Here is a 12,389-nt window from a genome sequence, read left to right as displayed (position 1 = left end):
AAGGAACGGTACGGAGCCGTTAGAGTTTCGCGGGGAGGCGAAACGTGGGCTGGTGGCAGATCGACGCGGACGCTCTGGCGACGAGCCGGTTCATGGTGTCACCGCTGGCCGAGGCGATCGCGGCGCTCATGGCGCTGGACCGTCCGGCGGCCGCGGACCCCGGTGAGCGGATCTGGCTGGGCGCCCATCTCCCCCGCTACCGGGCCCGGTTGGCGCACGATCCACTGGACGCGCTCCTCGTCCGGGCCGCTCTCGGCACCGCCTGGAACGCCGACTTCCTCACCCCGACGCCGCTCGGCGACGGCGAGCAGAGCTTCGACGAGGAGCTGGCCGCCGTCCGCGACGCCGACCCGGCCGCCGCCGTCGCGGACCTCGCGGTCTCCCTGGGCGGACCTGTGCCCGAGCCGCTGAGCTCGGCGGTCGACCTGCCGGAGCGGATGGCCGCGGTCCTGCGCTGGGTCTGGGAGGAGACGGTGCTGCCGACCTGGCCGCGCCGGCGGCGGATCCTGGAGGCCGACGTCGTGGCCCGCACCGCGCGGCTGAGCCAGGGCGGCTGGGCGGCGGCCCTCGACGAACTCTGTCCCGGCAAGCTGAGCTGGCTCGGCGACGGCCGGCTCCAGGTCAACGCCCGTGACCATCCGCCGCGTTCGGCCGAGGGCGGACTGCTGATGTTCGTGCCCGTGACGCCGGGCCGGGGCTGGGTCTCCTGGGAGGGCGCGGAGCGCTTCGCCATCGTCTACCCCTGCTCGGGGACGCTGGCCGAGCCGGACGCGCCGGTGGTGCCCGAGGCGCTGGGCGCACTCCTCGGCGCGGCCCGCGCGGGCGTGCTCGTGCGGCTCGAATCCCCCAAGTCCACGAGCCAGTTGGTGGCCCTCACCGGGCAGGGCCTGGGGTCGGTGGGGCGCCACCTGAAGGTGCTGCTCGACGCCCGGCTGGTCCGCCGGCGCCGCTCGGGCCGTTCGGTCCTCTACTACTGGACGGAGGCCGGGGAGACCCTCGTTCGGGCGCAGTCGTAGGACGGAAAGGGCGAGGCCCTCGCCCCGGTGCTCTGCGGGGCGAGGGCCTGGACCTGATCGGTGCCCGGGGAACGGATCAGACCTTGAGGGCCTTGATCGCGGTGGGCGCGTGGCCGGGCTCGGTGGCGAGCTCCTCGAACTCGGTGACGTTGCTCATGTCGACCGTCTTGCTCATCGCGATGTTGGTGACGCGCTCCAGGATCGCCTCGACGACGACCGGGACCTGGTGCTCGACGGCCAGCTTCTTGGCCTGCTCGAGCGCGGCGCCCAGCTCGTTCGGGTCGGTGACCCGGATCGCCTTGACGCCGAGGCCCTCGGCGACCTTGACGTGGTCGACGCCGTAGACGCCGATCTCCGGGGTGTTGATGTTCTCGAACTCCAGGTTGACCTGGAAGTTGATGTCCAGGTTGACCTGCGCCTGGCGGATCAGGCCGAGGTAGGCGTTGTTCACCAGGACGTGGACGTAGGGGACCTTGTGCTGGGCGGCGACCGCCAGCTCCTCGATCATGAACTGGAAGTCGTAGTCGCCGGAGAGCGCGACGATCGGGGTCTCGCGGTCGGCGACGGCGGCGCCGATGGCGGCCGGGATGGTCCAGCCGAGCGGGCCGGCCTGGCCGCAGTTGATCCAGTGGCGCGGCTTGTAGACGTGCAGGAACTGCGCGGCCGCGATCTGGGAGAGGCCGATGGTGGTGACGTAGCGCGTCTCCGGGCCGAAGGCCTTGTTCATCTCCTCGTAGACGCGCTGCGGCTTGATCGGGACGTTGTCGAAGTGCGTACGGCGCTGCAGGGTGGCCTTGCGCTCCTGCGCGGAGGCGGCCCAGGCGGAGAAGTCCGGCAGCCGGCCGGCGGCCTTGAGCTCCTTGGCGATCTCGACGAACAGCTCCAGGGCGGCCTTCGCGTCGGAGGCGATGCCGTAGTCCGGGGCGAAGATCTTGCCGATCTGGGTGGGCTCGATGTCGACGTGGACGAACTTGCGGCCCTTGGTGTAGGCGTCCATGTTGTAGCCGGTGTGGCGGTTGGCCCAGCGGTTGCCGATGCCGAGGACGAAGTCCGACTCCAGGAAGGTCGCGTTGCCGTAGCGGTGCGCGGTCTGGACGCCGACCATGCCGGCGCTGAGCTCGTGGTCGTCCGGGATGGTGCCCCAGCCCATCAGGGTGGAGATGACCGGGACGTTCACCAGCTCGGCGAACTCGACCAGCAGGTCGGAGGCGTCGGCGTTGATGATGCCGCCGCCGGCGACGATCAGCGGGCGCTCGGACTCGAGCAGGAAGTTCAGGGCCTTCTCGGCCTGGGCGCGGGTGGCCTGCGGCTTGTAGACCGGCAGCGGCTCGTACGTCTCCGGGTCGAAGTCGATCTCGGCGAGCTGGACGTCGATCGGCAGGTCGATGAGGACCGGGCCGGGGCGGCCGGAGCGCATCAGGTGGAAGGCCTGCTGGAAGACGCCGGGGACCTGCGCGGGCTCCAGGACCGTGGTGGCGGCCTTGGTGACCGGCTTGGCGATCGAGGCGATGTCGACGGCCTGGAAGTCCTCCTTGTGGAGCTTCGAGACCGGGGCCTGGCCGGTGATGCACAGGATCGGGATCGAGTCCGCGATCGCGGAGTACAGGCCGGTGATCATGTCGGTGCCGGCCGGGCCGGAGGTGCCGATGCAGACGCCGATGTTGCCCGCCTTGGCGCGGGTGTAGCCCTCGGCCATGTGCGACGCGCCCTCGACGTGACGGGCCAGCGTGTGGTTGACCCCGCCGACCTGCTTGAGGGCCTTGTAGAAGGGGTTGATGGCCGCGCCGGGCACACCGAACGCGTCGGTGACGCCTTCGCGCTTGAGGATCTCAACGGCCGCTGCGGCGGCGGTCATACGGGGCATGGAGTGCTCCTGCTTCGGCCAGGCGGAGACGGACTGCGGGGGTGCGTGGCTCCCCTCGGGCAGGGCCGGGAGAGCCGCCATTCCGCTGCGTTTCCGTAATGCGGAAGTATTGTTCTGCTATGTGGAAGCAGATTAGGCGGGGTGGCGAAGACTCGTCAAGGGACGTCCGGCAAGCGGGCCACGCGGGGCGGGCGCCTGGGGGACGATGGAGCCCGACGCCGGAGGCGGACCGCCGCAGGGGACCGGCGGAGCCGGGACGAAGGGGACCGGCGGAGGCTGGACGAAGGGGGGTCGGGCCACGTGAGCCCGTCGGAATCGGTGCGCGTCGAGTGTCCGAGGTGCCGCAGGACGCACCCCTACGCGCCACCCGCGTACCCGTGCGTCTGCGGAGCGCTCGTGGCGCCGCCGCTCGTCGCCGGGGCGCCGGGCGAACCCGTGACGCACCGCACCTGGGCCGACGAGTGGGTCACCGTCCGCTGCGGGGCCTGCCGGCGCGAGGCCGACTGGCCGCAGCCCGAGCTGGGCTGCCCGTGCGGGACGGTCCTGCGGGTGCGCGTCCGGCCGCTGGACCCGGTGCCGCCCGCGCCCGCCCCGGAGTCCGGCCCGACGCGGCAGCTCCCCCGGCCGGACCCTGTCCCGCGGCCGGACCCCGGACGGGAGCCGTACCGGCCGGTGACGATCAGGACCGCGCGGGACGCCGTCGACGCGGTCGCCCACTACCTGCGCTGGCTCGGCTTCCGGGACGTCGTCCGGCCCGAGGAGCGGCTCGCCGACGGCGTCGACCTGCGCGGTCCGGGCCTCGTGGCCCACGTGGACGCCACGACCAGGCCGGTGGAGCTGCGCGCCGTGGAGTGCCTGTGGCTCAACGGGCTGAGCACCTCGTCGGTCGGCACGGTGTTCGCGCTCGCCGGATACGCGCCGGACGCGCTGGTCCGCGCCGAGGACATCGGCGTCGCCCTGTTCGTGCTCGACCTCACGGGGACGCCGCAGCCGCTCACCACCCACGCCGAGGCGCTGCAGGACTCCTGAGGACCACCGGACTCCTGGGGGCGCCCGAGGCCCGAACTCCCGAGGCCGTACCTCAAATCCACCTCTGAATCCGGCCATTCGCGGTGACGGGCCCCCTCCCCCGGGCACACCACTCCTGGGGGTGGTTGAAATGCCGACGGTGCTGTGGTGGTTCATCGGAGGGGCCTGCGTCCAACTGCTGCTCGCGGGGCTGTTGCTGCGGGCCCGGCGGCCGCGGCCGGTGAATCTGGCTCCCTCGGCGCTCGCCCTGCTGCGCGGCGGGACCCGGGCCGCCGTGACCGTCGCGCTCGTCGCCCTGCACCAGCGCGGGGCGGTCGCCGCCGCCCGCCGCCGTACGATTCGCGCCAACGGCGGCCCCGGCGCCACGCGCGACCCGCTCCAGCGCGGCGTGCACGCCTCCCTGTACCGGGCCATCGGCCTCGGGGCGCTCGCGAACCGGCCCCGCACCCGGGAGGCCGTCGACGCGCTCCGCGCCGAGCTGTGCCTCGCCGGGCTGCTGCGCGCCCCCGGCCGGCGGCGCGCCGCCCGCGTCCTGCTGGGCCTCGTCCCGGTCACGCTGACGGGCGGGCTCGCCGTGATCCTGTCGCACGGCGGTGCCCCGCCGCTCGCGTACGCGCTCGCCGCCGCCGTGGCGCTGGCCTCCGTACCGCTCTGGCGGGTGCCGTGCACCACCGCCGAGGCCCGCCGCGCCCTCGCCGACGAACGGGCCCGCCACCCGCTGCCGGCCCACCGCCGGGACCTCGCCGACGGGACCGGGGCGGCCGAGCGGATCCAGCTGTACGTGGCGCTGTACGGCGACGCCGCGCTGAGGCTGTTCTACCCGCACTTCGCCCGCGACGGCGGCCTGCTGGGCCCCGCCGGCGCGGCCACGGAGAAGGGCCCGCTCTGGAAGCGCCTGCAGGCCCTCCCGCAGCTGAGACCGCGCGCGTCGCGCGAGTCCGCCGGCGGCGGCTACCGAGGCACGGCCTGCGGCTCGGGCTGCGGCAGCGGCTGCGGCGCGGGGTGCGGCGGCGGCTGCGGTGGGGGCGGGGGCGGCAACTAGGGGGTGTCTCGGCCCCCGGGAGCCCGGCATGATCGGCGAGACACCCCCTGGGGCCTGTCCGGAGGGGGACGGGGGGCTCGGGGCCGGTCTTTCGGACAGCCCCCGGGGCCCGTGCCTCCGGAGCGGCGCCCGGCGCGATACTCGACCCATGCGCATCCGACCGGCCGCACCGGCCGAACTCCCGCTCCTCCAGGACATCGAACGCGCCGCCGGCGAGCCGTTCCGCTCGCTCGGGATGATCGCGATCGCCGAGGACGAGCCGTTGCCCCTGGACGTCCTCGAGTCGTACCGCGCCGGAGGCCGGGCCTGGGTGGCGGGGCCGGACGAGGGTGGGGGGCCGGTGGCGTACGTGCTCACGGACGACGTGGACGGCGCCGTGCACATCGAACAGGTCTCCGTCCACCCGGCGGCGGCCCGGCGCGGCATCGGCCGGGCGCTCATCGAGCACGTGGCGGCCGGCGCCGCCGCGCGGGGTGTCACGGCCCTGACCCTGACGACGTTCACGGACGTGCCGTGGAACGCCCCGTACTACGCCCGGCTCGGCTTCCGCCCCCTCACGGAGGCCGAACTCACCGATGGTCTGCGGGAGATCCGGCGCGCCGAGGCCGCGCACGGCCTCGACACCTGGCCGCGCGTCTGCATGCGACGCGCCGTCGTCCCGGGGGCCTAACCCGCCCCGTACCGCTCGCGCAGCTCGACCTTCCGGACCTTGCCGCTCACGGTCATCGGGAAGTCCGTCAGGATCTCCACCCGCCGCGGGATCTTGTAGTGGGCCAGCCGGTCCCGGCAGAAGGCGGTCAGCTCCTCCAGCGTGGGCGGGTCCGCCGGGTCGCGCGGGATGACGCAGGCGAGGATCTCCTCGCCGTACCGTTCGTCCGGCACGCCCACGACCTGCACGTCCGCGATCTTCTCGTGGGCGTGCAGGAACTCCTCGATCTCGCGCGGGTACACGTTCTCGCCGCCGCGGATGATCATGTCCTTGATGCGGCCGACGATCTGGACGTAGCCGTCCTCCCGCATCACCGCCAGGTCGCCCGTGTGCATCCAGCGCCCGGCGTCGATCGCCTCGGCCGTGCGCTCCGGCTCGTCCCAGTAGCCGAGCATCACGCTGTAGCCGCGGGTGCAGAGCTCGCCGGGCTCGCCGCGCGGGACGGTGAGGCCGGTCGCCGGGTCGACGAGCTTCACCTCGACGTGCGGCAGGACGCGGCCGACCGTCCCGGTGCGGCGCTCCAGGTCGTCGTCGCGCCGGGTCTGCGTGGAGACCGGCGAGGTCTCGGTCATGCCGTAACAGATCGACACCTCGGCCATGTTCATCTCGGCGACCACCCGCTTCATCACCTCCACCGGGCAGGGCGAGCCCGCCATGATGCCGGTGCGCAGCGAGGAGAGGTCGTACGAGGCGAAGTCCGGCAGGTTCAGTTCGGCGATGAACATCGTCGGCACCCCGTACAGGGAGGTGCAGCGCTCCTGCTCGACCGCGCGCAGGGTGGCCGCCGGGTCGAAGGAGGGGGCGGGGACGACGATGCAGGCGCCGTGCGAGGTGGCGGCCAGGTTCCCCATCACCATGCCGAAGCAGTGGTAGAAGGGCACCGGGACGCAGATCCGGTCCTGTTCGGTGCAGGCGATCATCTCGCCCACGAAGTAGCCGTTGTTGAGGATGTTGTGGTGGGAGAGCGTGGCTCCCTTGGGGAAGCCGGTGGTCCCCGAGGTGTACTGGATGTTGACCGGCTCGTCGCAGCTCAGCGCGGCCGGGCGGCGTTCGCCGACGTCGGCCGCACGGGCGAGCAGCGCGTCCCAGCTCGCGTCACCGATGTACACGACCTCCCGCAACGACGGGCATTCCCCGCGCACTTGGCCGACCAGGGCCCGGTAGTCGCTGGTCTTGTGCGCCTGGGAGGCGAGCAGGAAGGAGATCCCGGCCTGCCGGAGCACGTACGCCAACTCGTGCGCTCGGTAGGCCGGGTTGATGTTGACCATGATGGCGCCGATGCGGGCGGTGGCGTACTGGAAGAGCACCCACTCCGGGCAGTTGACCGCCCAGATGCCGACCCGGTCGCCCTTCGTGACCCCGCTCGCGAGCAGCGCGTCCGCCAGCTCGGCGACGTCCGCGCCGAACCGCGCGTACGTCCAGCGGCGGCCGGAGGGCACGTCGACCAGCGCCTCCCGGTCGGGCCAGGCGGCCACCGCGCGGTCGAGATTGGCGCCGATGGTGTCGGCGAGCAGGGGCGTGTCGCCGGTGCCGTGCGCGTACGACAGGGTCACGGGGGCCGGGGTCATCGCAGCTCCCCCTCGTCGTACTCGACGCCCTCGCCGTTGGCGGTGCGCTCGCGCAGCTCGATCCGGCGGATCTTGCCGGAGACGGTCTTCGGCAGTTCGGCGAACTCCAGCTTCCGGATCCGCTTGTACGGGGCGAGCACCGCGCGCGAGTGCGCGAACAGCGCCTTCGCGGTCTCCGGGCCCGGCTCCCAGCCGGCCGCCAGCACCACGTACGCCTTCGGCACCGCGAGCCGCACCGGATCGGGCGCGGGCACGACGGCCGCCTCCGCCACCGCCTCGTGTTCGAGCAGCGCGCTCTCCAGCTCGAAGGGGCTGATCTTGTAGTCACTGGCCTTGAAGACGTCGTCGGCGCGTCCGATGTACGTGATGTAGCCGTCGGCGTCGCGGGAGCCGATGTCGCCGGTGCGGTAGTAGCCGCCGGCCATGGCCTCGGCCGTACGCTCCGGGTCGCCGTGGTAGCCGGTCATCAGGCCGACCGGGTCGGCGGACAGGTCGAGCGCGATCTCGCCCTCCTGCGCGCCCGGCTCACCCGTCACCGGGTCGAGCAGCTCGACCCGGAAGCCGGGGCTCGGCCGTCCCATGGAGCCTTCCTTGAGCCGCTGGCCGGGGCTGTTGGACACCTGGACGGCGGTCTCGGTCTGCCCGAAGCCGTCCCGGATCGTGACGCCCCAGGCACGCCGCACGGCCTCGATGACCTCGGGGTTGAGCGGCTCGCCGGCCGCGACGACCTCGCGCGGCGGGGTCTTCAGCTGGCCCAGGTCGGCCTGGATCAGCATCCGCCACACCGTCGGCGGGGCGCAGAAGCTGGTGACGCCGGCGCGGTCCATCTCCTTCATCAGACGGGCCGGGTCGAAGCGCGTGTAGTTGTGGATGAAGACGGTCGCCTCGGCGTTCCAGGGGGCGAAGAGGTTGGACCAGGCGTGCTTGGCCCAGCCGGGCGAGGAGATGTTGAGGTGCACGTCGCCGGGCTTGAGCCCGATCCAGTACATCGTGGCGAGATGGCCCACGGGGTAGGAGGTGTGGGTGTGCTCGACGAGCTTGGGGCGGGCGGTGGTACCGGAGGTGAAGTACAGCATGAGCGTGTCGTCGGCCTGGGTGGCGCCGTGCGGCACGAAGGGCGTGCAGGCCCCGTACGCGTCCTCGTACGCGATCCAGTCCGCGACGCGCTCGCCGACCGCGATCGGGGTGTAGTTCCCCGGCACCTCGGCGAACTTGGCCGTGTCCTCGCTGCGCACGATCACGTGCCGCGCCCGGCCGCGCTCGACGCGGTCGCGCAGGTCGGCGGGGCCGAGCAGCGGGGTCGCCGGGATGACGACGGCCCGCAGCTTCATCGCGGCGAGCGCGGTCTCCCACAGCTCGACCTGGTTGCCGAGCATCACGACGATCCGGTCGCCGGGCCGCACGCCGAGTCCGCGCAGCCAGTTGGCGACCCGGTCGGAGGTCTCCGACAGCTCGGCGAAGCTCCGCCGCAGCTCGCTGCCGTCCTCCTCGACGATGTGCAGCGCCGTGCGGTCGTTGTCGCGGGCGATGACGTCGAACCAGTCCAGCGCCCAGTTGAACTCCCGGAGCCGGGGCCAGGCGAACCCGGCGTACGCGGTCTCGTAGTCCTCGCGGTGCTGCAGCAGGAAGTCCCGGGCTGCCCGGAATCTCGTCGTCTCGCTGCGTTCCGACATGCGTCCTCCTCGTTCCGGACCGTTGCGGGGCCCTCCGGAACATCGTGTAATCGGTGACCCAGGTCTCACTACCCCTTTTCGGGGGTGGTCGGAGTGCTCGGCGGGAGTGGGCGGCGTGAACGGACGGGACGGTCGTGACGGGTGGGGCGCGCGGGAGGGGTCGGCGGAGCTGCGCGCGGCGCTGCTGCGGCTGCGGCGCGCCACCGGGCTCCCGGTCGCCTTCGGCGGGCTGCTGCAGGGCGACGGCCGGCGGCTGCGGATCGCCGAGCTGAGCGGGGCGGCGACGGCGGCCCTGGACGGCCTCGCGGTCTCGGCGGGCAGCGGGCTGGGCGGCCGGTGCCTGGCGCTCTCGCGGCCGTGCGCGGTGACGGACTATCCGTCCGCGCGGCACATCACGCACGAGTACGACGCGCCGGTGTCGGCGGAGGGCCTGCGCTCGGTGCTCGCGGTGCCGGTCGTGGTCCGGCGCACGGTGCGCGGCGTGCTGTACGGGGCGCTGCGCGACGCCCTGCCGATCGGTGACCGTGTCCTGGACGCGGCGGTGGCGGCGGCGCGGGACGTGGAGCAGGCGCTCGCGGTACGGGACTCCGCCCGGCAGGCGGGCGCCCCGTCGTGGGACGAGGTCCGGCGGGCCCACGGCGAGCTGCGGGAGCTGGCCCCGCGGGTCGAGGACCCGGAGCTGCGGGAGCGGCTGCTCGCGGTGTGCGGCCGGCTCGCCTCGGCGGCGGAACCGGGCCCGCGCCCGCCGGCGACGGTGGCCCTGGCCCCGCGCGAACGGGACGTCCTGGCGGCGGTGGCCACCGGCGCGACGAACGCCGCGGCGGCCGAGCGCCTGGGCCTGCGCCCGGAGACCGTCAAGTCCTACCTGCGCTCGGCGATGCGCAAGCTGGGCGCCCGCACGAGGCTGGAGGCGGTACTGGCGGCCCGGGCGGCGGGGGTGCTGGGGTAGCGGGGCTGCCGGGCGCGGCCACCGGCGCTCGGCGACCGGGATGCTGCCGTGCGCGCGGCCCGAGGCCACCGGCCGGTGGCACGCGGCAGGGCCGCCGGTTCCGGCGGAACGGTCACCCCGCCTCGGGAGCGAACCGTACGCGGTGCGTCGTAGCGTCGCGGGCGACTACCGACAGGGTGAGCGCGGCCTCCTCCTCCAGGGCGGCCCGCTCGGAGCGGGAGAGGGCGCGGAAGGGCTCGACGACGATCGTGAGCCCGCCGTCGGAATCCGTCTCCGGCCGCCAGACGCCGGTGAGGAAGCCGTCGACGAGGAAGGTGCGGTGGGCCTGGTTGCCGGTCCAGTTGCGGCTGTGGAACGCGGCCGGGATCACGCGGGTGCGGTCGGCGTGGGAGAGCAGCAGGTTGTCGAACTCGGGCAGGAAACGCGGCGGGGCGGGCACGACCGCGTCGGGCCGGGGCGCGTCCGGCAGGTCGAACAGCTCCGTGCCGTTCTCGTCGCGGAACACGAGCAGCTCGGGCCGGAGCCGTTCGAAGGCCGGCCGCAGGCCGGTCAGCCCCGACCACGCCTGCGTGTCCTTCACCGACGCGGGCCCGAAGGCGGCGAGGTAGCGCCGCACGGTCGCGTCGGGCGCGGGCGGCGGGTCGGCGACCGGGCGCCCGAACCAGCGCTCGGCAGTGGTCAGCTCCACCTGGCCGCTGCGCTCCCAGAGCCCGCGCGGGGTGACCTGGACCAGCGGCAGCAGGCAGCGCGCGCCGACGGTGAGCGCCAGCGGGTCCGCGTCCGGCCACTCGGCGAGCAGGAGCGTACGCAGCTCCTTGACCGACCGCGGCCGCTCCTCGACGAGCTCCCGGCTGAGCCCGGCGAGCCGGTCGAGGTCGACCCCGGCGAGCCGCTTCCGGAACACCTTCAGCTCCCGGTCGGGCCCGCCGGCCTGCATCAGGGGCCGCAGCGTGAGGCAGTCGTCGGCGGTGTGCGTGTGGATGGTGGACCGCATGGTCACCATCCGCGCGACGGCGCGGGACTCCATGAGCGCGGACAGCTCCTCGGGCCGGAAGCCGTCGAGCCGGGCGGCGAGCGCGTAGTAGGGCGGCTTGGTGTTCTGCGCCTGGAGCCCGACGAGCCGCCGTACGGCCTCCTCGGCGGACAGGGCCTCCCGCCGGAGCAGGAGCTGCCGGGCGAGGGTGGCGCGGTTGAGGGCGCGGCGGGTGAGGACGGGTGCGGTGGCGGGCATGACAGGCACGGTACTCAGCCTTGCGGACAGGTACGGTCCGCAACGGCGCCGGCGGCCGGGAGCCGCCGGGATCGCCCGCGTATATCCTGCCCCGAGAGCCGATCACTCCCCGTGGAGGTGGACCCCACGATGTCGGAGCGCCGCCCCCGGGCCTCCCTGTCCCCGCTGAAGCACTCCTGGCGCCGCCAGGCCGAGCCCGAGCGAGCCCCGGAGCCGGAGGCCCCGGAGGAAAGGGCTCCGGAGGCAACCACGGCGGTCCCGGCGCGGAGCGTGGTGCAGGCGTCGCTGTACCGGGACGGCCGCCGGGTGTCCTCGCCGGCGACGCTCGCGGAGACGTTCCGGCAGTTGCGGGAGCAGCCGGAGGGCATGGCGTGGATCGGTCTGCAGCGGCCCACGGAGGAGGAACTGCACTCCCTGGCGGCCGAGTTCGACCTGCACGAGCTGGCGGTCGAGGACGCGATGGAGGCCCACCAGCGCCCGAAGCTGGAACGGTACGGCGACACGCTGTTCGTCGTCCTGCGGGCGGCGCGGTACCTGGACGCCCAGGAGGAGGTCGACTTCGGCGAGCTCCACGTGTTCGTCGGCACCGACTTCGTCATCACCGTCCGGCACGGCGCGGCCCCCGACCTCTCGGCGGTCCGCCGCCGCATGGAGGAGACGCCGGAGCTGCTGGCCCTGGGCCCGGAGGCGGTGCTGTACGCCATCCTGGACGCGGTCGTCGACGGCTACGCACCGGTGGTCGCCGGCGTCCAGAACGACATCGACGAGATCGAGACCGAGGTCTTCGGCGGCGACCCGGCGGTGTCCCGGCGCATCTACGAACTCTCCCGCGAGATGGTCGAGTTCCAGCGCGCGACCCGCCCCCTGGTGGGCATGCTGCACGGCCTGATGGCGGGCTTCGCGAAGTACGGCACGGACGAGGAGCTCCAGCGCTACCTCCGCGACGTGGCCGACCACGTCACCCACACCAGCGAACGCGTCGACGGCTTCCGCCAGGCCCTCAGCGAGATCCTCACGGTCAACGCCACCCTGGTCACCCAGCAGCAGAACGCCGAGATGCGCGCCCTGGCGGAAGCCGGCTTCGAACAGAACGAGGAGATCAAGAAGATCTCCTCCTGGGCCGCCATCCTCTTCGCCCCCACCCTGGTCGGCACGATCTACGGCATGAACTTCGACCACATGCCCGAACTCCACTGGGTCGGCGGCTATCCGTTCGCGATCCTGCTCATGGCAGTGGTCTGCAGCAGCCTCTACGTCATCTTCAAGAAGAAGGACTGGCTGTAGGAGCCGGGGCGGGGCCCGTGGTCC

General features: G+C 73.5%; 10 protein-coding genes. 6 read left to right on the top strand and 4 right to left on the bottom strand.

All coding sequences use genetic code 11. From position 1 onward, the window contains the following. Positions 1-44: 44 nt before the first annotated feature. Complete coding sequence (locus ACNJ93_RS26015) at positions 45-1,016, top strand: transcriptional regulator (protein WP_418959871.1); 972 nt, start codon at positions 45-47, stop codon at positions 1,014-1,016. Positions 1,017-1,092: 76 nt separating this feature from the next. Here ACNJ93_RS26015 and gcl read toward each other — a convergent pair whose 3' ends face one another. Further along, a complete protein-coding gene (gene gcl, locus ACNJ93_RS26010) occupies positions 1,093-2,880 on the bottom strand; it encodes a glyoxylate carboligase (RefSeq protein ID WP_418959870.1) in 1,788 nt (595 codons plus the stop codon). A 300-nt stretch (positions 2,881-3,180) separates the two neighbouring features. Here gcl and ACNJ93_RS26005 point away from each other — a divergent pair, with 300 nt between their 5' ends. From ACNJ93_RS26005 to ACNJ93_RS25995, 3 genes are all read left to right on the top strand, one after another. Then, on the top strand, positions 3,181-3,909 hold the full coding sequence (locus tag ACNJ93_RS26005) for a hypothetical protein (RefSeq protein WP_418959869.1): 729 nt from the start codon (positions 3,181-3,183) through the stop codon (positions 3,907-3,909). Between the two features lie 130 nt (positions 3,910-4,039). Further along, the gene (locus ACNJ93_RS26000) at positions 4,040-4,951 is read left to right on the top strand and encodes a TIGR04222 domain-containing membrane protein (RefSeq protein WP_418959868.1); all 912 of its coding nucleotides are present in this window, start codon (positions 4,040-4,042) and stop codon (positions 4,949-4,951) included. Between the two features lie 148 nt (positions 4,952-5,099). Further along, a complete protein-coding gene (locus tag ACNJ93_RS25995) occupies positions 5,100-5,621 on the top strand; it encodes a GNAT family N-acetyltransferase (RefSeq protein ID WP_418959867.1) in 522 nt (173 codons plus the stop codon). On the opposite strand, the gene ACNJ93_RS25990 is transcribed toward ACNJ93_RS25995, so the two are convergent. Beyond that, positions 5,618-7,228 carry an AMP-binding protein gene (locus ACNJ93_RS25990; protein WP_418959866.1) on the bottom strand — a complete coding sequence of 537 codons (1,611 nt, stop codon included), beginning with the start codon at positions 7,226-7,228 and terminating at the stop codon, positions 5,618-5,620. The two genes, ACNJ93_RS25995 and ACNJ93_RS25990, sit on opposite strands and share 4 nt — an antisense overlap. After that, entirely contained in the window at positions 7,225-8,901 is a 1,677-nt protein-coding gene (locus ACNJ93_RS25985) for an AMP-binding protein (protein WP_418959865.1), read from the bottom strand. The genes ACNJ93_RS25990 and ACNJ93_RS25985 overlap by 4 nt, the downstream gene beginning before the upstream one ends. 115 nt (positions 8,902-9,016) lie before the next feature. Between ACNJ93_RS25985 and ACNJ93_RS25980 the strand changes: the two genes are divergently transcribed. After that, entirely contained in the window at positions 9,017-9,850 is an 834-nt protein-coding gene (locus ACNJ93_RS25980) for a LuxR C-terminal-related transcriptional regulator (protein WP_418959864.1), read from the top strand. Between the two features lie 112 nt (positions 9,851-9,962). On the opposite strand, the gene ACNJ93_RS25975 is transcribed toward ACNJ93_RS25980, so the two are convergent. Further along, the gene (locus tag ACNJ93_RS25975) at positions 9,963-11,081 is read right to left on the bottom strand and encodes a winged helix DNA-binding domain-containing protein (RefSeq protein ID WP_418959863.1); all 1,119 of its coding nucleotides are present in this window, start codon (positions 11,079-11,081) and stop codon (positions 9,963-9,965) included. Between the two features lie 129 nt (positions 11,082-11,210). Here ACNJ93_RS25975 and ACNJ93_RS25970 point away from each other — a divergent pair, with 129 nt between their 5' ends. Next, positions 11,211-12,365 (top strand): magnesium and cobalt transport protein CorA, encoded by a 1,155-nt coding sequence (locus ACNJ93_RS25970; RefSeq protein WP_418959862.1) that lies wholly within the window; start codon positions 11,211-11,213, stop codon positions 12,363-12,365. The last annotated feature ends 24 nt before the right edge of the window (positions 12,366-12,389 follow it).

It is taken from the genome of Streptomyces tritici (assembly GCF_048500665.1).
Lineage (GTDB): Bacteria > Actinomycetota > Actinomycetes > Streptomycetales > Streptomycetaceae > Streptomyces > Streptomyces tritici.
This window is presented reverse-complemented; position numbering and strand designations above follow the sequence as displayed.